This window comes from Nostoc sp. MS1 (genome assembly GCF_019976755.1).
Taxonomy (GTDB): Bacteria; Cyanobacteriota; Cyanobacteriia; order Cyanobacteriales; family Nostocaceae; genus Trichormus.
The window spans coordinates 4,268,494-4,290,294 of record NZ_AP023441.1 but is presented as its reverse complement, the minus strand read 5'-3'; the positions used below and the strand labels follow the sequence as shown (position 1 = coordinate 4,290,294).

Genomic DNA, 21,801 nt, shown 5'->3' with positions numbered 1-21,801 from the left:
GCAGTGGACAATTGACAATTGACAATGGAAATAATCTGTCAACTGTCAACTGACTAATTCGTCTCCTGAATTTGCAAACGGACGGTGTGTTCAGTTGCACCAGTGAGTTGTATTTCCATGACTTCAGTACCTAGCGGTTCTATGCAACCCAGGAGCGATCGCAAGTTGGGGGTACTTGCACCAGTATCTACATATAACCTATCCGCCAAATTACTGATGCGTTTCCAAGTCATGTATAACTTAGCAATGGTTTGTTCCATCTGGGATGCTTGATTTACTAAGTCAGCAGCTATACTCAAACAGCCGACTCTCTGAGCTTCTTCTAGGGCTGTTTCGATGTCTACATCATTCTCTGTTAAGGCTTGGACTTGGGCGGCGGATTTGAGATATTTAGCTAGTTGACGGGCTTCTGTGGTGGCTTGTTTAAGGGTGTCCACATCTGGGTTAGCAGCTATTTCTTTTTGGATGAATTTCTGGTGTGCTTCTGGCAACTTTTCCATTTCCTTCACCAAAGGGGCAATGTAGCGGGGAGGAAGGGAATTTTCGGCTGCTTTTACCTTAACTGGTTCTGGTAACAAATCTGACGACATGGCTGTCCATTCGTCAGTGAGTTGACGGACTTCGCGCCTAGTGATGCGATCGCCTTTACTTGCGGCTTCGCTTACCATTTGTTGCACTTCTGGGGAGGCTTTGGAGGTTTCCACAAAAGCGCGTTTACTAAAATTATTAACTGCGCTAGGCTCAAGCTTACCTTCTTCCAAAAGGGTATCAGCACTATTGGCTAGTTGAATCCAGGCGTAAGCTTGACTCTTACTAATTTCTCGTTCCTTGAGCCAGTTGAGGAAGCCTGTACCGCGTCCATCACCGCCTTTTTTCTCTCTGTCGCGGATAGCCCTTAAGATGCGCCCCCGCCAAATTTCGGTTTGCAAATCAAAGCGATCGCATACCTGCCATGCTACATCCAGTTGTTGTTGGAAATCTGACTCAGGAATTTGTTCATCTTCGGGATCTGGCAGTTCAAAGGTGAGATCCGCAGGCTGTTGTAAAGCCGCAGCAAGGTCGTTGATATTGTCCGTTGATTGCACAGTTGGTAACTTATTACTCTGGGAGTCGGCTTATTATTACACAATCTGGGGACATTGGCTCTATTGATATTTCAACTCAAGACTAGATAAGGGCTTACGCAAAGTTATAAATTTTCTATGCTTTAAATTACACCTAAAAAGTTGCAGGAGAGAGATTGGCTACGGCCTCTCTCCTGCAACTATAAATTTAGATACTAAGACCTAACTTATGCAGGAATCAATACTGTATCAATAACGTGAATAACTCCGTTATCAGCTGCAACATCTGGGGTTACAACATTGGCATCATTGATTTTAACACCATTTGAAGCATCAATTTTTACACCAGAACCTTCAACAGTGTTAGCTGACTTCAGCTTTACTACGTCAGATGCCAATACTTTACCTGAAACTACATGATAGGTCAGGATTTTCTTAAGCTTGGGAATATCCTTGAGCAACGCTTCTACTGTACCTTCTGGAAGCTTTGCAAATGCTTCATCAGTTGGTGCAAAAACGGTAAAAGGGCCGGGGCTTTTTAGAGTATCTACTAGTCCAGCAGCTTCAACAGCAGCAACTAGAGTATTGAATGAGCCAGCACTCACAGCAGTATCAACAATGTCTGCCATATTTTTTAATTTATCCCTTTACAGTTCTTCATAAAGGTAAACTTTTTAACAGTAAATAGTATCTATCTTCGGAGGTATACCAACCAAAGTAATAGTAAAGACTGAAAATGATATGTATAGCTTTTAACTATGAATTATTTGTTCTTAGAATAAAATCTTGGTGAGCAGTAACAAGCATCTGTGCCTGTCTTAAAACATTACCAAACAGATAAGTAGGAATTTGCCAAGCAGCAACAGTTACTTCTTTAGTAATATCCTGTATACTAATCGCTATCAGTTCATGCTCTGGTGGTTCTCCCTCAAAAGCACCAGACCAACTAAAAGCTAATAAAAAATCATCATATCCGGGTAAAGATGCAACCAAGCACTCCTCTGGAGTTGCATAGCAAATAATTCCATATTCATTGGCAATTGCTATCAGTTTTTGAAACCCATTAAAATTCGTCATTTCTCGTTGTAACTATTATCAAGTTTTTCTCAAGAGTGAAGATGTAATTATTTAATTTAGGTTAAAGCTAAGTTATGAGTTGATTATCAAACTTAGTGCAGATATCCTAGCGCAAGTAATAGGTTCTATTAGCAACAATTGTTACTGTTTTACAGAACTTTACTTAGATTATGGGTAACGTTTACTATGTAAACAATCATTACCAACCTGTAATGCCTTCTGTATTCAAATAGATAATTGGCAAACATGACCACTCTTGGCTAGTACAGGGCAAAATAAAGACAGTAAGAGCGAACAAAAACGCCATCCTGCCAATGAGTTACTGTCTTAACCCCCGTTGTCCAAAACCCGAAAACTCTGATGATGTTAAGTTTTGCCTGAGTTGCGGTTCTAAGCTACACCTCAAAGAACGTTACCGCGCCGTTAAACCTATTGGACAAGGTGGTTTTGGGAGAACTTTTTTGGCTGTAGATGAGGATAAACCGTCTAAACCTCGCTGTGTCATTAAGCAATTTTACCCCCAAGCCCAAGGTACTAATACAGTCCAAAAGGCGGTGGAGTTATTTAACCAAGAAGCTGTGCAGCTTGATGAATTGGGTAAACATCTACAGATACCCGAACTCTTAGCCTATTTTACCCAAGACGATCGCCAGTATTTAGTCCAAGAATTTATCGATGGGTTAAATTTAGCCCAGGAACTAGCACATCAAGGTGCTTTCAGTGAAACACAGATTCGGCAGTTACTTCATGATTTACTGCCTGTTCTGCAATTTTGTCATGCCAGACAAGTAATTCACCGAGATATTAAGCCAGAAAATATTATTTTACGTAGTAGCGATCGCAAATTAGTTTTAGTAGATTTTGGTGCTTCCAAATCTGCCACTGGTACAGCCTTAAGTCACACTGGTACAAGTATCGGTACACCAGAATATGTGGCTCCAGAACAGATGAGAGGTAGAGCTTTATTTGCCAGTGATATTTATAGTTTAGGGGCAACTTGTATTAATTTATTAACTGGGCGATCGCCTTTCGATTCCTACGACACTAATAACGATACTTGGATTTGGCAGCAATATGTAACCACGCCAGTTAGCAATAATTTACAGCAGGTACTCAACAAAATGTTAGAAAGTATTCCTGCTAGACGCTATCAAACGGTAGATGAAGTTCTCAAAGACTTAAATCAACATTCTCCTGTACCAAATCCACCAGCTAAGGTAAATCATCCAGCACCACCACCAGCACCTATGGCTAAAACCCAGAGTCAGATAGATTTGGAACTAGAAGAATTAAAAACTCAATTTTTAGTTGGAGGAAAACCAAAACCACAAAACATACAACCACAGCCTACAACTAATACCCCAACCAAGAAAAGTGAAATTGATAAAGAGTTAGAGGAATTAAAAGCTAAATATCTTGGTAATAATAACGTATAAACTCAATGACAAAATCAGATATTAAAAGTCTCTACTACATCACACACATTGAAAATTTACCTTCAATACTACAAAGAGGAATTTTATCCCACAAAAAAGTTGAAGAATTAACAGTTTCATACACACCAATTTACGACAGTAGCATTGTCAGTAAACGGAAAGATAAAGCTACACCTGCAAGGAGTAGTTTATGGGAGTATGCTAATTTATACTTCCAGCCGCGTAACCCCATGATGTATCGGGTAGTTCATGAAAAAGACAGAAGGGATATTGCAGTTATTGGAGTTAAACCGGATGTGTTAACAGCAGCAGGCGGACTAATTACAGATGGAAATGCTGCCAATGATCCAACGCAATTCTTTCCTATTAAAGAAGGTGTAGAACTACTCAAGAAACAATGGAAAATTATTCAAAATGAATGGTGGAATGAGCTTGATGGTTCAAAACGCAAAATCATGGCTGAATGCTTAGTGCCAGAAATGATTAGCCCAGAGCTAATTCATTCTATTTTTGTAGCAGATTATAAAGCTAAAGAGCAGGTAGAAAAACTTATAGGTTCAGCTAGAGTACCAGTGATTCCTGAACCCAATATGTTCTTTCAACCCATATCTGCTGCCAAGATTGGCAATAATATTTCCTTAATCGATGGGGATATGTTCTTTTCCAAGATGCAAACTTTAACAATTAGTGTCAATCTTCAAGGCGTAATGGGTAAAGGATTAGCATCACGGGCAAAATATCAGTTTCCTGATGTATATGTAGTTTATCAAGATGCTTGCCGAAATAAACAACTTACTGCGACAAAACCCTATCTTTATAAACGCGAGGCTTCCTTAGACCAAGAACTAGCTGATTTAAGTCTCCCTCTTGTAAGTTCCAATGCTGTAAAGTGGTTTTTGTTATTTGCTACGAAAAGACAATGGCGAGAAAATTCCCGTTTAGATGACATTGAAGGCGGTTTAGACTGGGTAAGGAAAAATTATCATGAACTTGGTATTCAATCTTTAGCAATGCCAGCTTTGGGTTGCGGTTTAGGTAACTTAAATTGGTCTGAAGTTGGACCAGTTATGTGTCGTTACTTACATAATATAGGGATTCCAATTGCTATCTATCTTCCTAGAGAGAATCAACTTGAGCCTCAATATTTAACTGCTGATTATCTACTAAATTAATAAAAAAGTGACCCTAAATATATAGAGTCACCAAAAAATAAGTTGAGAAATCAGGAAACGATAAGCTTACTTTTTAGCTTCAGTGATGGGAACCCATTCGGTGTGGAATGTGCCAGCTTTATCGGTACGCAGGTAGGTGTGAGCGCCGAAGTAGTCGCGTTGTGCCTGAGTGAGGTTTTGGGGTAGGCGATCGCGGCGATAGCTGTCAAAATAATCTAAGGAGGCGCTAAACGCAGGTACAGGGATACCGAGTTTAGCAGCTGTAATAATGACTTCCCGCCAAGCTGTTTGTCTGTCGAGAATTGTTTGTTTAAATTCAGGAGCAAGTAGCAGGTTGGGTAATGCGGGATTTTCGTTAAATGCCTTCTTAATCTTATTCAAGAAGCCAGCGCGAATAATACAGCCACCTTTCCAAATCCGCGCCAACTCACTCAGATTCAAATTCCAATTAAATGTGGTAGAAGCTGTGGATAGCAGCGCCATACCTTGAGCGTAAGAACAAATCTTAGAGCAGTAAAGTGCATCCCGGACTTTGTTGATAAACTCTTTGGTAGAGCCATCATACTTGCCACTGGGGCCTGTTAGCTGCTTAGATGCTGCTATCCGCTCATCTCGAATTGAAGAGATAATCCGAGCATTTACGGCTGCGGTAATGGTGGGGATAGAAACGCCCAATTCCAAAGCAGTTTGTACAGTCCAGCGTCCAGTACCCTTTTGACCTGCTGCGTCAACAATCAAGTCTACCAAGGGTTGCTTAGTGTCTGGGTCTACGTAGGGGAAGATATTCGCTGTAATCTCAATCAAGAAAGAATTGAGTTCGTCGGTAGTATTCCATTCAGCAAATACTTCATGTAGTTCTTTTGCACTCAGTCCACCAGCATTTCTGAGCAAGTCGTAGGCTTCAGCAATCAACTGCATATCGCCATACTCAATGCCGTTGTGTACCATCTTCACGTAGTGACCAGAACCACCAGGGCCAACGTAGGTAACACAAGGGCCGTCATCGACTTGAGCAGCAATCTTGTTGAAAATGGGTGACAGATACTCGTAAGAACTTTGTGTACCGCCAGGCATCAGTGAAGGGCCGTTGAGAGCGCCTTCTTCACCACCACTGACACCCATGCCCAGGAAGCGTAAGCCTGCTGGTTCTAGTTCTTGAGTCCGTCTTTGGGTATCTTCAAACCAAGAGTTGCCACCGTCGATGATGATATCGCCTTCATCTAGCAGGGGTTTTAGCTGTTGGATAACTGCATCCACTGGTTTACCAGCTTGCACCATCACTAGAATTTTGCGGGGACGTTCTAGTGCAGCAACAAACTCTTCCAGGGTGAAAGCAGCTTTAACGTTGCGTCCGCCAGCACGCTGTGCCATGAAGGCATCGGTTTTTTCTCTGGAACGATTATAAACTGCAATTGGGAAGCCATTACGCTCTACGTTCAGAGCGATATTCTCGCCCATAACGGCTAAACCAATCACACCAAAGCTTTGTAGTGTCATAAACTATGTTTGGCTAACTCTTGCAGGTTCTTTCATCTTTAAGGGTAAAACGAGTTTTTCACTTCTCCCCTAAAGAAGACATTAAGAGTTAATTTGCAGAATAAAAGCTCGCAGGGAACACAGATAAATAGTTTTAATTTGTATCCAAATCCGCAATTAACTTGTAAAATTTGCGAAATTGGGGGTTGGGGGTTAGGTACTGGGAACAGTTGTCAGTTGTCAGCTTATTTCCACAGTTCACTTTTCACTGTCAACTGTCCACTGTTCCAGACCCCCAATTCCAAACAAAAGGAGTAACCTATAAAATGCTGGCAAATATCCTAGCCTTGGTGGTTGGCCTTGGTAGTTTAGCAATATACATTTCAGCTTTCTTCTTCCCCGAAATCCACCGCAAGAATGATTTTATTTGGAGTGGAGTAGGACTTTTTTATGCTCTAGTTTTGTGGGTGTTTGCACCGAAAATTACTGGAGGATTATTACTGGGTCATATAGCTAGTGTGGCGCTGTTAGTCTGGTTTGGTTGGCAAACTCTCTCATTACGTCGCTTAGTAACCCCACAGGCACAACAAACCGCCGTTCCTAGTGCTGAAGCTGTAAAATCAACTATCCAAGAACAAGCAGCTAAATTCTCTTTACAAGAAAAAGTTGCTCAGTTACAGCAAGGTATTGGCAACACCTTGGGAGGGTTGAAAAATAAGGCACAAAAGACAGATACTAAAAAAGCTACAACTACCCCAACAGCAAGTACAAAAAAACCATCTGTTGAGATTATCGATAAAACAGAACAACCAACTCAGGAGGCAGTTACTACTATTGAAACCTCTCCTACAGTGGAAACTCCAGTGGTAGATGTTGCTACTAAGACAGAATCTACAACGGAAGTGATCCCAGAAGTTATTCCACCTAATCCCCCATCCCCTGAATTGGTGGAAGCTGCACAGCCACATCCTGAACCGGAAGATAAGGAACCCATACCTGTAGAAGAAATTGCGCCTGATGCGGTACTTGCTCCCCCCGCAGAAGCACCACCGGAAGCATTGCCGCCGACTAGCTAATACGGGGAGCGGGGAATAGGGAGTAGGATCATTTGTTGATTACTGCCTTTCCTATTCCTCAATAATTATTTTTGAATAGAAATTAATATTATTGAAATAGAACTCAGTGTTGATGGAACACAGTATTGGGTTTCAATTTATAAAAGTTTTTATTTACCAAATTTTAGTCATATTTAAGACAAATCCTGGTAGTTCAGGGTCGCAGCTAACTGTGTCAGGATTATCTAAACATTGAAGTGGTTGTTGAGGGCGGTAAATATATAGTTGACGATTTTTTCTATCAATTAACAAGCCTAACTGTACCCCTGGTTCCTGCATATATTCTGTCATTTTATCTTTGAGGGGTTGCAGGTTATCACTAGGCGATCGCAGTTCTACGACAAAATCAGGACATATTGGCGCAAATCTTTGTTGCTGTTGGGGTGTGAGACTATTCCATCGTTCTGATTTTATCCATGAGGCATCGGGAGAACGTTCTGCTCCTGTTGATAATGTAAATCCTGCGCTGGAGTCAAAGCAAAGACCTGTACCATCTTTCTCTGACCAAACCCCTAGCTGTAAAGCTACATTAAAGTTACGATTTCCTGTCTCTGAACCTGTAGGCGGCATGATTGAAATGTGTCCAAATTTATCGCGCTCAATTTGTAAGTCACGGTTGATTTGACAGAACTCAAAAAACTGCTCGTCTGTCATTTGCATTGATGGCGGAATTTGAATTATTAAGGGTGATGATAGCATGATGCTTTGCCCAACGGATTTATTTTTATTCTCACGCAAAGACGCAAAGACGCAAAGAGGCGAAGATTAAACTTTGCTTCTTTGCGTCTTAAATATAGATGGGATTGGTTTTTGGGTTTACACCAATTATCTAAAACTCAGAAACTCTTGTAAGTTATAAGTTCTTGAATTTTGAATTGGTATTACTTGTTAGGCTGGGGTGTTAAACGCAGATAGGGTTTAACTTCTTTGTAGCCTTTGGGGAATTTTTCTTTTAAGACTTCTGGGTCTTTGAGGGAAGGAACAATTACGCAATCTTCACCATCTTTCCAATCGGCTGGGGTCGCTACGCTGTAGTTGTCGGTGAGTTGCAAGGAATCGATTACTCGCAACAGTTCGTCAAAGTTGCGTCCAGTGCTGGGGGGATAGGTGAAGGTGAGGCGCAGTTTTTTGTTGGGATCAATCACAAATACAGAGCGTACTGTGACGGCTGCGTTAGCGTTGGGGTGAATCATGTCGTAAAGGTCAGAAACTTTACGATCTGCGTCTGCCAAAATTGGATAGTTGAGGGTGGTGCTTTGAGTTTCTTCGATATCACCTACCCAGCCTTTATGCGATTCTACATCATCAACGCTGAGGGCGATCGCTTTAACATTACGCTTGTCAAATTCTGGTTTGAGTTTGGCAACTGTGCCTAATTCTGTTGTGCAAACTGGGGTGTAGTCAGCAGGGTGTGAAAACAGCACAACCCAGCTGTCACCAGCCCATTCGTAAAAATCTATATCGCCGTGTGTGGAGGCTTGTGTAAAGTTGGGTACTGTATCACCAAGACGGAGAGCCATAAGAGATTCCCTGTAGTTAAGTAAGGCCTGTGTATTCTATCTTGCCATAACGATCAACAAATATCGGTTTCCCCATCGGCTTTAAGTAGTTTTTAACAAAATTTTAATTTCTCAACCCTCAAGCAGACTGTTTTGATGGGGAATAACACTGGCGAGTTCTGATTATTACATAAATAGGATGACTTTTTTCCTGGTGGTTAATTAATTTGTTTGACTAATTTTCTGGAATCGTTGGGTCAAGATTTGTGGTTTTTGGTAATTAGTGCCATTTGACACTAATTTGCATGGATTGTGTTAATAAATGAATCGTTACTAGTTATATAATGTCGAGATTTTGCATAAACGGCATACTAGGATAAATACATGATTCGCAAAGGGTCTTGGTTAAATAAGTGCCTCGTAGTGGTTGGGAGTGTTCTGTTACTAACCGCTTGTACCAGTGCATCGAACTCAACGGATAATTTTACGGGTTTAAAAATCAAAGTTTTGGTAGGTAGTGCTTTAGGAGACTTTTGTAACCAAGCCGCAAAAAATTTTAATGCAACGCAACCCAAGTTAGATAATGGTAATGCTTTTCGGGTGGAGTGTGAAGCACAGGGTAGTGGTGATATCGTTACCAAGTTGGTAAATTTGGCAACTAGATTGAAGAATGGGACTTTAGACGAGGAATCAGATGAATTTCCGACAATAATCTCTTTAGATGGCGATATTTATCACAGTCAGTTAATTTATCGGATTAATCAAGTTTTTCCTGGGCAGAATTATATTCCCGAAATTACTGACGCACCATTGTTGGCTAATACGCCAATGGTGTTTATGGCACAGGCAGATGTAGCCTCTGGTTTACGTAAGGTTCCAGATCCTTACAAAGCTTTGGTAACGGCAAAAACTCACAAAGATATCGATCCGACTGCACCATCTATCACAGTTAATTATGTCCATACTGCACCAACTCGTTCTAATTCGGGTTTGCAAACATTAGTAGCGCAATATACTAGTGTTTCTGGTAAGCGTCCAGAAGATTTGACGCTGGCTGATGTGCAGAAATTTCAGCCGCAAATTCAGCAAATTCAAAGCAAGATTACTCGTTATGGGGTTTCTACCAATTCTCTCGCCCAAGCAATGGTGAAGAATGGGCCTTTTTGGGCTTCTGTAGGGTCGGTGTATGAATCTAGCGTCATTGCTGCCAATTCTAGCTTGCAACCGGGACAGGAGCGTTATGAGGCGGTTTATCCCAAGTCCACATTTACTTCTAATATGAGGGCTATTGTGCCTAATGCGCCTTGGGTGAATGCTAATGAGAAGGCGGCTGCGGACAAGTTTATCACTTATTGGCGATCGCCTGATACACAAAAAATTGCCACTGACTTAGGTTTACGTCCGGGAACACCTGGGGTAGCTTTGGGGGCAAAGTTTTCTCCTGAGTTTGGTGTAGTAGCACAGGCAAAGTATGATTCTCTGCGACCACCAAAGCCGGAAGTCGTGGATGCAATGCTGAAGTCTTGGCAAGAAGCTTCTAAAAAACCATCTTTGGTTGTGGTTGTGGTTGATTCTTCTGGGTCGATGGAGGGTAATAAGTTACCAGCCGTCCAAAATACTCTACAAAATTATATTAAGAATTTGGGCAAAAAAGAGCAAATTGCTTTAATTGATTTTGACTCACAAATTAGAGAGCCTGTATTAGTTGATGGTACTCCCGCAGGACGCGATCGCGGTTTGCAATTTATTAGTAGTCTCAAGGCTGATGGTGGCACAAAATTATATGATGCTGCTTTGCAAGCGCGGAATTGGTTACAGAAAAATCGTCGTCCAGAGGCAATTAATGCAGTTTTAATCTTAACTGATGGTGAAGATTCTAGTTCTGAAATATCTTTAGATCAGCTATCAACAGAATTACAAAAGAGTGGTTTTTCTACTGACCAACGCATCGGCTTTTTTACCGTTGGTTATGGGAAAGAAGGGGAATTTAATCCCGATGCTTTAAAGAAAATTGCTGAATCAAATGGGGGTTACTATTCTAAGGGTGATCCTGAAACAATTTCGCGGTTGATGTCAAATTTGCAGGTGGAATTTTAAACACAGATGTAGGCGCTGAGGGTTTTGAGATTATGGTGAAGTTAGCGAATCCATTTTATTATCCGGTAGCTGTGTTTATTGGAGGGGTGAGTTTATTTGTTGGGGTGAGGTTTTTACGGTTGCCGAGTTTGGTAATAATTCCTGTGGCGGTGGGAATTACTGTTGCTGGAGCTAGTTTTTTCAATTCACGGGAACCACAGTATTTAGAGTTAAATAATCCAGAGTTGGAACTGGAAATTAATAATGTAAAAGTCTCGGCTTTAGCCTTGGTTAATCAAGCGAATGAGTTACAATTGGAAGCGAAGAAATTACTTACAGATGCTTTTCAATTGGAACTTTTAGCAGGGATTCAAATGAGTGGCGATCGCCTTGTTGAAATCCCTGGCAAAATTGATAATCTAGTATGGAATATCAATGGTAATAACTCTTTACTATCAGTTGATACATTGCAAAAACAATTGCAGGAAGTTAAACAGAAAATTCAATCTAGTTCTGGGGTTGCTAAACAACATTGGCAACAATTAGCAGATAGTTTGCAACGGAATATAAAATTAACAAAAGAGGGTGAAGATACTAGACTTGCAAGAATTATAAATATTTATACTCTGATTCAAGATTCGGCGGGTTTATTACAGCGTTTGCAAACAAAAATACGTAACTCAGACTTGAGCGATTCTGAGCAAATTAATGGCATGATTTTACTGAGTGATGAACTAAATAGCCTAACAGAAAATCTCGATTTGTTGGTTCGTAAATAATAGATAACCAAGATGAGAAAGTAATTTTATGGCTAAGAAAAAGTCCAAGTCTTCCCAAGTTTATACATCCACTGCAATTCTTGCTGCATCATTAGTTTTCACTTATGTCCCACTGCCTGGGTCACAACAAACTGTAATTATTGTCAGTGGAACAGAATTACAAGAACCATTACAACAGTTAGCAACCAAGTTTCAGCAGGAACATCCAGATATTAAATTGGAACTAAAATTTCAAGGTTCCCAGGATATGGTCAATAAATATATTGACCAAAAAAATGATTTTAAACCAACTGTATTAATTCCCGCTAATGGGGAAATTTTAACAGAATTAAGCGATCGCCTCCGCGCCACTGATAACACTTCCCCCTTTTACGACTCGCCTCGACCTATAGCTAAAACCATATTGGTGGCTATAGCTTGGCAGGAAAGGGGTAAAGTTCTGTTTCCCGATGGCCGCTTTCAATGGCAAAGAGTCGAACAAGCTATGCAGGCTAGTAACTGGCAAAAAATTGGTGGTTCTAGTGACTGGGGTAGCTTTGATTTTGTTACTACAGACCCCACCCGTTCTAATAGCGGTCAGGTAACGTTAAACCTGTGGACACAAGCAAAATTAGGCGGACAAGTTAATAATAATAGTTTCAATAACCCATCTGTGCAGTCTTTGTTTAGTTTAGTGAAAAAATCAGTTTATCAGCCACCCCGTTCTACAGATATTCTCTTGCAAGAGTTTATTACTAGAGGCCCCAATGATGCTGATGTAGCTACAGTATACGAGAGTGTAGCCCTTTATCGCTGGCAACAGTCAAGTGCAAGTAGTGGTAGACCTTATCAAATTTATTATCTCAATCCTTCGATTGAATCCACAGCCACAGCCGCCATTGTCCGCCGGGATGTTGACTCAGGAAAGGCAGATGCAGCCAAGAAGTTCCTCGACTTTGTAACCCAACCTGCACAACAGTCTGTATTGGTTGAGTATGGTTTTCGTCCGGTAAATGATGCTGTTGATTTAAAATCTGTACCGAAAAGTCCCTGGAATCAAAATATTCCCGGTGCTGAGGTAAAACCAACCGTACAAACCATACCACCACCAAACGCAGAAACTATCACCGAAATTCAACGGCTATGGGAAAGAGCGAATTAGTCAGTTGGTTGACAGTTGTTATTCTCCCTTATCTCCCTCATCTCCCCTACTCCCTCACCTCCCGATACGCTTGAATCATTTGTTGGGCGATCGCATCCCAGCTAAAATTTTGTAAGGCATAATTTTGGGCGTTTAGTCCTCGACGTTGGCGTTCTTGGGGATTTTGTAGTGCTTGTTGTAATAATTCCACAAGTGATTCTACCTCTGTTTTGCCTACCCAGCCTGAGTTGCTATCACGCACTTGTTCCCAGATATGCACTTGATCGGAAATGACTACGGGTATACCTGCAACCATTGCTTCAGCTACGGCGATACCAAAGTTTTCGTAGTAGGAAGGGAGGACGAATAGATTGGCTACTTGTAGTAAACTAGCTTTTAATTCACCAGTAACAAAGCCTGTAATCGTAGTGTGCGATCGCAGTGATGAATTAGTAATTTGGTCTTTTATTTGTTGTTCATAATCTGGGTCTTGGGGGTTAGTTCCCGCTAAGACAAAATGAAAGTTATTATTAGAGGCGAGTAACTTTTCTAAAGCAGGTATTAATAGATTTAAACCCTTTTTAGGTTCAATCCGCGACATAAATAATATTAATGGCACACCTTGAGGTATTCCTAATTTATTCAGCACTGCATTATCTGCTGGTTTTTGCAAAGCGATAACACCCAAAGGAATAACTAAATCATGGGTATTTACGCCAAATCTTGCAGATATTTTTGCTTCTTGTTCACTGGTAAAATGAATTGCTGCTGCACCAGCTAAATTACGCCGTTCGATAATTTCTACATATAACTTTTTTAATTGCTTTTTCTTCTGTAAATCAGCCGGGTCAAGAGTTCCTAATGGTCGCAAAATATAAGGTAGTTTTTTGAAACGGCATACAGTAGCCGTCGCACTACTTACAGGAGAAAATAAAGCATGGATATGAGCTATATCATATTCATGAGCGTGAACATTTAACCATTTGAGTAAATCCAAAGAGAACTTATAACGGCGGAATGGAGAACAACGGAAATAGATGATTTCATAACCATCTTGTTTAATAGGAACATTCAACGGTACATCTAAAGGTTCTTGACCACTATCACCATTACTATCAGTTGTAATTACTGTCACTTCCGCCCCAGCTTTAGCTAACGCAGGTGCTAACCCTAATACCATTTGACTAGGGCCGCCATAAATCAAAGAAATTGAAGGAACAATTTGGAGAATTTTCATGTTTGTTTAAAACTCTGTGTCTCTGTGCCTCTGTGTTTAATTTCACCACAGAGGCACAAAGGCACAGAGAAGAGTTTATCTAAATATTAACTAATTCTTGGTAAAACTCATATTGTTGCTTGGCTAAGGCTTTATTTGTGTATTGCACCATAGATTTTTGATAACCTTTTTCACCAAGTTCTTGAGTTAAATATGGGTTTTCCATCAGTTGTAATAAACAGTTAGCTAATGCTTGGACATCACCTTCAGGAAAGACTAAACCCGCATCACCAATTACATGAGGTATTTCGCCGGAATCAGAACCAATAACTGGGACTTGACAAGCCATTGCCTCGATTAATACATGACCAAATTGTTCCTTCCAACCAGCAGCAGTTAAAGTTTTAAATTGATAAGTTGTTTCTGAAGGAAGTAGCAAAGTACTCATTAAATTAATATAGTTGGCTACTTCGTTATGAGGTACGCTTTCTACCAAAATAACCCTATCTTGAATATTATTGTCTGAAGCAATTTTAATTAATTCCTCTTGTAATGGGCCTCGACCTAATAATAGTAATTTCCAAGGTTTTTCTAAGGGTAATTTAGTTAATGCCTGTAACAGTGTCAGTAAACCTTTTTCTGGCACAAATCGTCCAACGAAACCAATAACAAATTCACCTATGTTAATGCCCAACTTGGCAGCTAATTCTGGTTGTGCTTTGGGTGTAAATAGAGTTTCATCTACACCCAACTGGGGCATAACTTTAATAGGGCCTTTATATCCCCGTTGTTTGAGAATTTCAGCCCCATCTTGATTACCAGAAATAATACCGTGGCTATTGTTGAGATTAAATTTTTCTAATAGGGCAATTGGTGGTTTTAGTGCGTAAGGTAAATTCCACCAAGTGAAAAAGACATTTTTTGCCTTTAGCCCTAATATTTGGTTTAAGACAATCAATTGAGCATAAGCCAGCGCTCTAGAACCTTGTTCTGCTTGTAGTATTTGGGGGCGAAACTCACGCAACAATGAAATTAAATCAGCCCCAAACGTGAGTAGACCTTGATGATTTTGACTAAAATTAGAAACCGGAACTATTTTAAATGCACCTTCATCACGGTATTCGGTTTCAATAATTTTATTCTGTACACCCCCAGGTTTCCAAGTTTTAGGGACGACAACTGTAACTTCAATTCCTGGTTCTAGTTGAGACAAAGCACGGAGTTTTTCGCAGTTCAGGTCTACGATATAAGTATGACTGGCAACTAAAATTCTCATAAATATTTATTTAGTTGTTAGTTGTGAGGCAGTGCTTTGGGTGGGTTTCCCGACTGGTAGCAACTGCTGTTCCCCGCAGGGGTTAGTGGTCATTTACTATGAACTAATGACTCTTGACTAATGACTATTGACTCTTTATCAAGACGAGTATAAATTTGACCATCATTCCAAGGTGATTGGATGAGGCTTCCCAAGGCGTTGAAAAAACCTAATACGAAAAATACTGCACGGGTAAGGATTTTGATGGGAGAACCACTTTTATGACAAGGGGGACGACCCAAAACGTGACAATCAAATAAACGTGAGTAGAGGCGTAGACATTGGCTAAAGTTGAGGTTTTTCAAACTTAAGAGGAAATGATTATGGTAGAAGGTGAATTGATATTGCAGCGATCGCGTACTAATATCATGACACCCCCCTGTTTCTTCCCCTAAATGGATTAAATCCGCCTCTGGGTCATACCAAATTTTATACCCTGTCCGCCGGAACCTGAGACAAAAATCAGATTCTTCCCGGACTGCACTACCGCGAAATCTTTCATCAAACCTCAGTCCATATTTAGTGAAAGTCTCTCGCCGAAACGACATATTACAGCCCCTAGCTGTTAACACTTGCTGGGGTTTTATCGTATGTACGAGGTCAATGTGATACCAAGCAATTCCAGGGTCCATCGCTTCTGGTGGTAAATATTCAATCTCCAACTTTCCACCAGAATCACCTAATTTCATTCTGTCAAATACCCGCCCAGCAACAGCCCCTACTTCGGGATTTTCGATGTAATTTTTCGCATGGGCTGCTAAAAATCCTGGTTTTAACTTGACATCATCATCGATAAATAGAATTACGTCTCCAGATGACCGCCGTATAGCATAGTTGCGTGCGCCTGGTAAACTTGCCCAATTAAGGCGAAACCATTTTATTTTCCCGGCTGCTGCTACTTCTTCTAAATAAGCTTGAATTTCTGGTTTATGTGTTGGCGACTGGTCTACTACCAAAACCTCATAGTTGAGATAATTCTGATTAAGAATATCTACAATGCTATCTCTTAGCGGTTCCTCTCGTCCGTAGGTCGGTATGACTACGGTAATCAAAGGCAAATTACCCATATAACTTTTCTACCTAGTTAAGATTTGGTTGCTGAGATTGCCATATCTATTTTGTACCTACTGAGAGTGTAGTTTATTTGCACTGCGTATGTCAGTCTTTTTAGCTCTATCCTTTCTTGGATAGGCTTTTTATCAAAGTTTTAGTTGTAGACGTTTCTTCTTATTCTTTTGTTGAGGATTAGCATCTTCTTTCTCTTGTTTACCTATTTCTGGTAATTTAAACAACATTCCAGCAAAGAACCAGTAATAGACGGCTACCGGGTCAACGTCTAGAGGATAGTAATAAGTGTTGTAACTAATAAACAAGATAAACACCCATAAAGCAGCCCCATAAGTGCGTAAGCTTTTGTCTTTTATTGACCTATACGTTTTAAAAGCTACAAAAGTAATTGTAGAAACTAATGCTAGAAAAGCCAGTGTACCTACTATGCCCACTTCATACAGTAGTTTAGGATAGTAAGTTTCAATCAACCTTGTGGGGCCTAAAGTCCGTGCAGAGTTAGTAGCTCGACCCAAGCCATTCCCTAAAATACTATTTGAACTCCTAAGCGAATCCTCAAATTGTTGAACGATAAACTCCTGCGGTGGCGAAGCTGCCCAGCGACTAGTTAAGCTATCTAATCTTTCTTGAACAACCGTAGGGTTAGAGAACACTGCAATTGCTAACAAAAACGCTAACCCTGCACCTATAGGAATAAAGCGTTTCAAATTACCTATTTGACCTGTCAAGAAAAGCAGAATTACAAAACAAACAGGTACTAACACCAAAGCGATTCTTTGCCCGGATATAACTGCATTAATAAATATACCAGCCATAGATCCTAGACTAATTAACCGCCAAATTACGGAAGGATCAGAGAAACCTGTAGCAAAAGCCAAAAAAGTGCTAGAAATTAAAAACCATGCCCATTGCCAAGGTGCAACAAAAGTTCCTGGTAGTCTAATCATTCCCTGATCAGGGCTATAAACTAAAGAACCACCTACGTAACATCTGGCTTCTAATGTTGCCTTAAATAAAGCATCCCCCGTAGCATATCTAGTACCTTCACATATCCCAGCCCGTAGTAGTAAAAATTGAAAAATACCTAATCCACAACAGATAAGTATAAGGACAACTTGGAGACGCGATATAAAGAGGAAATCTTTTTTGTCCTTCATTAAGTAATAGACACAGCCTATTAAAGGTAAATAACCTATAAGTACTTTTAACCCTAAAATACCCATACCTAAAGGTATTCCATTGTTGGCTTGTCTAAATGGGCCTGAATCAGGAGGACTAAATTGCTGTGCGCCATTGACAAATAACAATGTTAAAAGACACACACCTAACAAAATAAAAAGTGGTGTTCTAATAGCTTGGGGAACAATTAAAGGTAAATTTTGCCGACGACAAGCCTGCCAAATAGCAATTAGTGCGGGAAAATAGAAAGTATCTTTTGCTAGTTGCAAAATTGGACTGTTACCAATGTAGTAAGTGATGGTTCCGCCAAAAGGTACATATATTAAAAATGCTACCATCCCCATAAGCGGATATTTATAACACAGGGTCATGATTATGATCCCTAAGACAACAGGAACTGCTGTTTTAATATCACTAACTAAAAACGCTACCAGTCCTGCAAATAAGCTGACAAAAGTAACAGTAGTGATTGTGCTAATGAGTTCTTTACGGGCTTGTGCTGCTTTACGCTTTTGTGCTAGCTGTTCTTTGATACTCAGGCTAGGGGTGTCAACCTGTGACTTCTTGGTTGATTTCTGAGAACGCTTAGATTTTGATTTTGTTACTGCCATAGGTGCATTGTAATTTATTACTTAGCCTTTACAGGGTTCACTGAACTGAAGTAAAAATTTATCTACGTTCATCTTTTTATATTGGTAATTAATTGATTCTCTCTTGTTCCCGTTTATATTTAAAACAATAGTTTTATAAATAAACTTACTAAAGTGGGCATTGATTACCCTATAAATACTTTTGTTGCGTAGATATAAATTAATATTTACTTAGTGGCGGCTTTGATTTAAAAGTGGTCAAGAGAGTTTTAGTCTTTTTAATCTCTCAGTGTAATTATTACTGTATATTTAATACGTAAATATTATCATGTTAGTATAAGCCCTAGTGTTTAACTAGAGCCAATTTTACTAGGATATTGTAAGTAATTTGTAATAAATTTATGAATTGGTGAAAACTGAGTAGAGGCGTATGTCTGTGCGCCTCTATTGGTGATGTTATGGTGTTAAATGCTGCTGTACTTGGGCAACTAATTCACTAGTCCAATGGTTAGCGAGTTCAGCGTTAGCGGCTTCTACCATGACTCGAATCACAGGTTCTGTACCAGAAGCCCGGACTAGGATTCTACCAGCATCACCCATTGCAGTCTCGGCTAGGGCGATCGCTTGTTGTACTGGTTCGCAATTTTGCCAGTTTAAACGGCGATCGCGGTCTACCACTCGCACATTCCGTAACAATTGGGGATAGGTTTGGAAGCTTTGGTCTACCAATTCGGTTAAGGAAACACCAGCTTGTTTGACCAAACTTGCCAAATGCAAAGCGGTTAACACACCATCACCAGTCATCCCATAATGGCGGCAGAGGATATGACCTGATTGTTCACCTCCTAACATTCCCCCAGTTTTGACCATCTCGGCTTGCACATATTGGTCGCCGACGGCTGTACGAATTAATTTACCGCCCTGTTGTTGCCAAGCCCGCTCAAAACCCAGATTTGCCATTACTGTAGAAACAATTAAGTTATCTGGCAGTTGGTTTTGTTGTTTGAGATGCAATCCCCACAGGTAGAGGATATAGTCGCCATTTACAGGACGACCAGTGGAATCAACTGCCAAAACGCGATCGGCATCACCATCAAAAGCAAAACCAACATCGGCATGATGTTCAGCTACAGCCGCTTGTAACATTTCTAGGTGGGTAGAACCGCAGTTAACGTTGATGCGATCGCCATCTGCGGCATTATGTAAGCAAATAACTTCTGCTCCCATTTCCTGAAATATTGCTGGTGCTAACCCAACGGCTGCACCCCAGGCTAAATCTAGTACAATCTTCATCCCTTGCAGATTTACTGCGCCTTGCAGGGGTTGTTTTAAGGCTTCACCATAATCTCTGACTAACTCTAGCCTTGAGTAATGCCGTCCGCAATTACCGAGAATCGCTGGAACAGGCAGATTTCCCCTTAAACCATCTTCAATTTCTGCTTGTAAAGCCTGGGCTAACTTGCCACCATTCGCGCTAAAAATCTTAATGCCATTATCTTCTGGTGGGTTATGGCTAGCAGAAATCATCACGCCACCAATAGCTTCACTAACGCTGGTGAGATAAGCTACACAAGGGGTAGGACATAACCCTAAATACCAAACTTCTAAACCAGCAGCCGTCAAACCAGCACTCAAAGCCATCGCCAACATATCGCTAGAGTTGCGAGAATCTTGTCCTAGTATGACTGGGCCTAATTGACTGGCATGGCTACGTAAAACTAAACCAGCCCAATAACCAATTTGTAAAGCCAACGGCGCACTTAATAATTCCCCTACCTTGCCGCGAATACCATCCGTACCAAACAAAGGCGTAGCGGGTAAAGATATCATACTGGGTGCAAAACTGCCCTCTACTACTTTTCCTAAACCCTTAGATTCAGGTGTAACTTCTCTGATATAGCTTCTAGATATAGATGAAACCATTATTTTTTACACTCCACACATCACACTAAAAATTATTAATTTAACGTCAGTTTGATAAATTTCAAATGCTGACTACTGAGACTAATAGAAAATTCGCTTTCTGTTTTAGATTTCAGCCTTATCCTACTCCTACCTCGAATGACACAGCCAAGCAAGTCACTTAAGAAAGAAGTAAGCTTACCTCTATCGATAAACTCATGCCACTTTACACTTTATTCACAACCTATGAATAAATACTTTTGGATTTACTTTATATGATAATTATTTTTCTCTGAATAAGAAATTTAATTTGATTTTTATCAGTATTGTTACTGAAACAAATTTAATTTAGTGTAATTTTTTCATAAAAATTTTATAAATAATTTTGATGCCACTTAGTCTAACCTTTGACTGTGATAGTTGCCAGTAGCAATTAGACAAATTCATCAAAATCTTATGAAAATAAAGGTCATTCCTTGAGCAAGTAGTGAAGACGTTAAGAAAGATTTCATGAGTTATTTGTGTACGCAACTGATGATGACTGTTAACTACTATTACGGTCTTGATTGCTGTGTCAGTTAACAAAAGTATAAATTCTCTGTACTTAAAAAATATTAATATAAATTCTCATCAAATAGTTCTAATGTTACGTTTTAGTGGCATTTTTTAGCTGTCCGTAATTTAAAACTCCGGTAGTTGACCTTTTAAAGTTGAGAAATTTAGTATGAGCAGCAATTTAGCAAGCAAACTGCGTGTTGGTACAAAAAAAGCCCACACAATGGCAGAAAACGTAGGTTTTGTCAAATGCTTTTTAAAAGGAGTGGTAGAAAAAAGCTCTTACCGGAAGCTAGTGGCTAACTTCTACTACGTATACTCGGCGATGGAAGAGGAGATGGAAAAGCATCGCCAACACCCAATTGTTTCCAAAATTAATTTTCCCCAACTGAACCGTAAGCAGAGCTTAGAACAAGACCTGAGTTATTACTACGGCGCTAACTGGCGTGAACAAATCCAACTTTCGCCAGCCGGGGAAGCTTACGTACAACGCATTCGAGAAATTTCAGCTACCGAACCAGAACTGTTAATTGCTCATTCTTATACCCGTTACTTAGGTGATTTATCTGGAGGACAAATCCTCAAGAATATTGCTGTAACAGCAATGAACTTGACCGACGCACAAGGAACAGCCTTTTATGAGTTCGCTGATATTCCTGATGAGAAAGCTTTTAAAACCAAATACCGTCAAACTTTGGATGAGTTACCAATTGATGATGCTACAGGCGATCGCATCGTTGATGAAGCCAACGCTGCTTTTGGCATGAACATGAAAATGTTCCAAGAACTAGAAGGCAACTTAATCAAGGCGATCGGTATGATGGTATACAACACCTTGACCCGCAAACGCACACGCGGCAACACCGAATTAGCTACGGCTGAGTAGTAAAGAAGGCAGGAGGCAGGAGGCAGGAGGTAACAACATTACTGCTGGTGGCAAACAAGCCTCAAGATGTCCTCATTTATGCGACTACAGCTATAGCAATTCAAAATTCAAAATTAAGGGATTTTGAATAATTAAAAAGGGGCAGCTTCCCTGAGTTTACCTGCTTTAGAAGCAGGCGATCGCAAGGAGGATGCCCCTAATGTTTTAGGGAATAAGGGGGATGGAGGAGATGAGGAGGATGAGGGAGACAAGGAAGACAAGGGAGATCAAAATTCT

The 21,801-nt window shown here is 40.3% G+C and carries 18 protein-coding genes; 7 read left to right on the top strand and 11 right to left on the bottom strand.

Features of this window, described 5'->3' with window-relative positions; genetic code table 11:
- Positions 1–53 precede the first annotated feature (53 nt).
- The 3 genes from NSMS1_RS18570 to NSMS1_RS18560 form a co-directional block, all read right to left on the bottom strand.
- On the bottom strand, positions 54–1,085 hold the full coding sequence (locus NSMS1_RS18570) for a hypothetical protein (protein WP_224086256.1): 1,032 nt from the start codon (positions 1,083–1,085) through the stop codon (positions 54–56).
- A 206-nt stretch (positions 1,086–1,291) separates the two neighbouring features.
- On the bottom strand, positions 1,292–1,693 hold the full coding sequence (locus NSMS1_RS18565) for a fasciclin domain-containing protein (protein WP_224086255.1): 402 nt from the start codon (positions 1,691–1,693) through the stop codon (positions 1,292–1,294).
- A gap of 127 nt (positions 1,694–1,820) precedes the next feature.
- Positions 1,821–2,141, bottom strand: a complete 321-nt coding sequence (locus NSMS1_RS18560) for a hypothetical protein (RefSeq protein WP_224086254.1) — start codon at positions 2,139–2,141, stop codon at positions 1,821–1,823.
- 314 nt (positions 2,142–2,455) lie between these two features.
- On the opposite strand from NSMS1_RS18560, the gene NSMS1_RS18555 reads away from it, so the two are divergent.
- Together NSMS1_RS18555 and NSMS1_RS18550 are read left to right on the top strand one after the other, a co-directional pair.
- Complete coding sequence (locus tag NSMS1_RS18555; RefSeq protein WP_224086253.1) at positions 2,456–3,577, top strand: serine/threonine-protein kinase; 1,122 nt, start codon at positions 2,456–2,458, stop codon at positions 3,575–3,577.
- A gap of 5 nt (positions 3,578–3,582) precedes the next feature.
- Positions 3,583–4,749, top strand: a complete 1,167-nt coding sequence (locus NSMS1_RS18550; protein WP_224086252.1) for a DarT ssDNA thymidine ADP-ribosyltransferase family protein — start codon at positions 3,583–3,585, stop codon at positions 4,747–4,749.
- Positions 4,750–4,815: 66 nt separating this feature from the next.
- Here the strand turns inward: NSMS1_RS18550 and gndA are convergent, their stop codons facing one another.
- Positions 4,816–6,246, bottom strand: a complete 1,431-nt coding sequence (gene gndA / locus NSMS1_RS18545; RefSeq protein ID WP_224086251.1) for an NADP-dependent phosphogluconate dehydrogenase — start codon at positions 6,244–6,246, stop codon at positions 4,816–4,818.
- 305 nt (positions 6,247–6,551) lie between these two features.
- On the opposite strand from gndA, the gene NSMS1_RS18540 reads away from it, so the two are divergent.
- The gene (locus NSMS1_RS18540; RefSeq protein WP_224086250.1) at positions 6,552–7,301 is read left to right on the top strand and encodes a Ycf66 family protein; all 750 of its coding nucleotides are present in this window, start codon (positions 6,552–6,554) and stop codon (positions 7,299–7,301) included.
- 153 nt (positions 7,302–7,454) lie between these two features.
- Here NSMS1_RS18540 and NSMS1_RS18535 read toward each other — a convergent pair whose 3' ends face one another.
- Both NSMS1_RS18535 and NSMS1_RS18530 read right to left on the bottom strand, forming a co-directional pair.
- A complete protein-coding gene (locus NSMS1_RS18535) occupies positions 7,455–8,039 on the bottom strand; it encodes a Uma2 family endonuclease (RefSeq protein WP_224086249.1) in 585 nt (194 codons plus the stop codon).
- Positions 8,040–8,221: 182 nt separating this feature from the next.
- Positions 8,222–8,860 (bottom strand): peroxiredoxin, encoded by a 639-nt coding sequence (locus NSMS1_RS18530; protein WP_224086248.1) that lies wholly within the window; start codon positions 8,858–8,860, stop codon positions 8,222–8,224.
- A gap of 363 nt (positions 8,861–9,223) precedes the next feature.
- Between NSMS1_RS18530 and NSMS1_RS18525 the strand changes: the two genes are divergently transcribed.
- Genes NSMS1_RS18525 through NSMS1_RS18515 form a run of 3 tightly spaced genes read left to right on the top strand, consistent with a single transcriptional unit; the run spans position 9,224 to position 12,835 of the window.
- Positions 9,224–10,936 carry a VWA domain-containing protein gene (locus NSMS1_RS18525; protein WP_224086247.1) on the top strand — a complete coding sequence of 571 codons (1,713 nt, stop codon included), beginning with the start codon at positions 9,224–9,226 and terminating at the stop codon, positions 10,934–10,936.
- Positions 10,937–10,968: 32 nt separating this feature from the next.
- Positions 10,969–11,694 (top strand): hypothetical protein, encoded by a 726-nt coding sequence (locus tag NSMS1_RS18520; RefSeq protein WP_224086246.1) that lies wholly within the window; start codon positions 10,969–10,971, stop codon positions 11,692–11,694.
- Positions 11,695–11,722: 28 nt separating this feature from the next.
- A complete protein-coding gene (locus NSMS1_RS18515) occupies positions 11,723–12,835 on the top strand; it encodes a substrate-binding domain-containing protein (RefSeq protein WP_224086245.1) in 1,113 nt (370 codons plus the stop codon).
- Positions 12,836–12,881: 46 nt separating this feature from the next.
- Here NSMS1_RS18515 and hpsP read toward each other — a convergent pair whose 3' ends face one another.
- From hpsP to glmM, 5 genes are all read right to left on the bottom strand, one after another.
- Entirely contained in the window at positions 12,882–14,051 is a 1,170-nt protein-coding gene (gene hpsP / locus NSMS1_RS18510) for a hormogonium polysaccharide biosynthesis glycosyltransferase HpsP (RefSeq protein WP_224086244.1), read from the bottom strand.
- Positions 14,052–14,130: 79 nt separating this feature from the next.
- Complete coding sequence (hpsO, locus tag NSMS1_RS18505) at positions 14,131–15,306, bottom strand: hormogonium polysaccharide biosynthesis glycosyltransferase HpsO (protein WP_224086243.1); 1,176 nt, start codon at positions 15,304–15,306, stop codon at positions 14,131–14,133.
- 89 nt (positions 15,307–15,395) lie between these two features.
- A complete protein-coding gene (gene hpsN / locus NSMS1_RS18500; protein ID WP_224086242.1) occupies positions 15,396–16,412 on the bottom strand; it encodes a hormogonium polysaccharide biosynthesis glycosyltransferase HpsN in 1,017 nt (338 codons plus the stop codon).
- A gap of 132 nt (positions 16,413–16,544) precedes the next feature.
- The gene (hpsL, locus tag NSMS1_RS18495) at positions 16,545–18,203 is read right to left on the bottom strand and encodes a hormogonium polysaccharide biosynthesis protein HpsL (RefSeq protein WP_224086241.1); all 1,659 of its coding nucleotides are present in this window, start codon (positions 18,201–18,203) and stop codon (positions 16,545–16,547) included.
- Positions 18,204–18,638: 435 nt separating this feature from the next.
- Positions 18,639–20,105, bottom strand: a complete 1,467-nt coding sequence (gene glmM / locus NSMS1_RS18490) for a phosphoglucosamine mutase (protein ID WP_224086240.1) — start codon at positions 20,103–20,105, stop codon at positions 18,639–18,641.
- Between the two features lie 703 nt (positions 20,106–20,808).
- Between glmM and NSMS1_RS18485 the strand changes: the two genes are divergently transcribed.
- A complete protein-coding gene (locus NSMS1_RS18485; protein ID WP_224086239.1) occupies positions 20,809–21,525 on the top strand; it encodes a heme oxygenase (biliverdin-producing) in 717 nt (238 codons plus the stop codon).
- Positions 21,526–21,801: the final 276 nt, after the last annotated feature.

Bases quoted from the DNA above. Each gene is read 5' to 3' on its own strand.
- hpsL (WP_224086241.1), bottom strand. From the start codon at position 18,203: ATGGCAGTAACAAAATCAAAATCTAAGCGTTCTCAGAAATCAACCAAG.
- NSMS1_RS18555 (WP_224086253.1), top strand. From the start codon at position 2,456: ATGAGTTACTGTCTTAACCCCCGTTGTCCAAAACCCGAAAACTCTGAT.
- NSMS1_RS18565 (WP_224086255.1), bottom strand. From the start codon at position 1,693: ATGGCAGACATTGTTGATACTGCTGTGAGTGCTGGCTCATTCAATACT.
- NSMS1_RS18535 (WP_224086249.1), bottom strand. From the start codon at position 8,039: ATGCTATCATCACCCTTAATAATTCAAATTCCGCCATCAATGCAAATG.
- hpsP (WP_224086244.1), bottom strand. From the start codon at position 14,051: ATGAAAATTCTCCAAATTGTTCCTTCAATTTCTTTGATTTATGGCGGC.
- NSMS1_RS18560 (WP_224086254.1), bottom strand. From the start codon at position 2,141: ATGACGAATTTTAATGGGTTTCAAAAACTGATAGCAATTGCCAATGAA.
- glmM (WP_224086240.1), bottom strand. From the start codon at position 20,105: ATGGTTTCATCTATATCTAGAAGCTATATCAGAGAAGTTACACCTGAA.
- hpsN (WP_224086242.1), bottom strand. From the start codon at position 16,412: ATGGGTAATTTGCCTTTGATTACCGTAGTCATACCGACCTACGGACGA.
- NSMS1_RS18540 (WP_224086250.1), top strand. From the start codon at position 6,552: ATGCTGGCAAATATCCTAGCCTTGGTGGTTGGCCTTGGTAGTTTAGCA.
- NSMS1_RS18485 (WP_224086239.1), top strand. From the start codon at position 20,809: ATGAGCAGCAATTTAGCAAGCAAACTGCGTGTTGGTACAAAAAAAGCC.
- NSMS1_RS18530 (WP_224086248.1), bottom strand. From the start codon at position 8,860: ATGGCTCTCCGTCTTGGTGATACAGTACCCAACTTTACACAAGCCTCC.
- hpsO (WP_224086243.1), bottom strand. From the start codon at position 15,306: ATGAGAATTTTAGTTGCCAGTCATACTTATATCGTAGACCTGAACTGC.
- NSMS1_RS18525 (WP_224086247.1), top strand. From the start codon at position 9,224: ATGATTCGCAAAGGGTCTTGGTTAAATAAGTGCCTCGTAGTGGTTGGG.
- gndA (WP_224086251.1), bottom strand. From the start codon at position 6,246: ATGACACTACAAAGCTTTGGTGTGATTGGTTTAGCCGTTATGGGCGAG.
- NSMS1_RS18550 (WP_224086252.1), top strand. From the start codon at position 3,583: ATGACAAAATCAGATATTAAAAGTCTCTACTACATCACACACATTGAA.
- NSMS1_RS18515 (WP_224086245.1), top strand. From the start codon at position 11,723: ATGGCTAAGAAAAAGTCCAAGTCTTCCCAAGTTTATACATCCACTGCA.
- NSMS1_RS18520 (WP_224086246.1), top strand. From the start codon at position 10,969: ATGGTGAAGTTAGCGAATCCATTTTATTATCCGGTAGCTGTGTTTATT.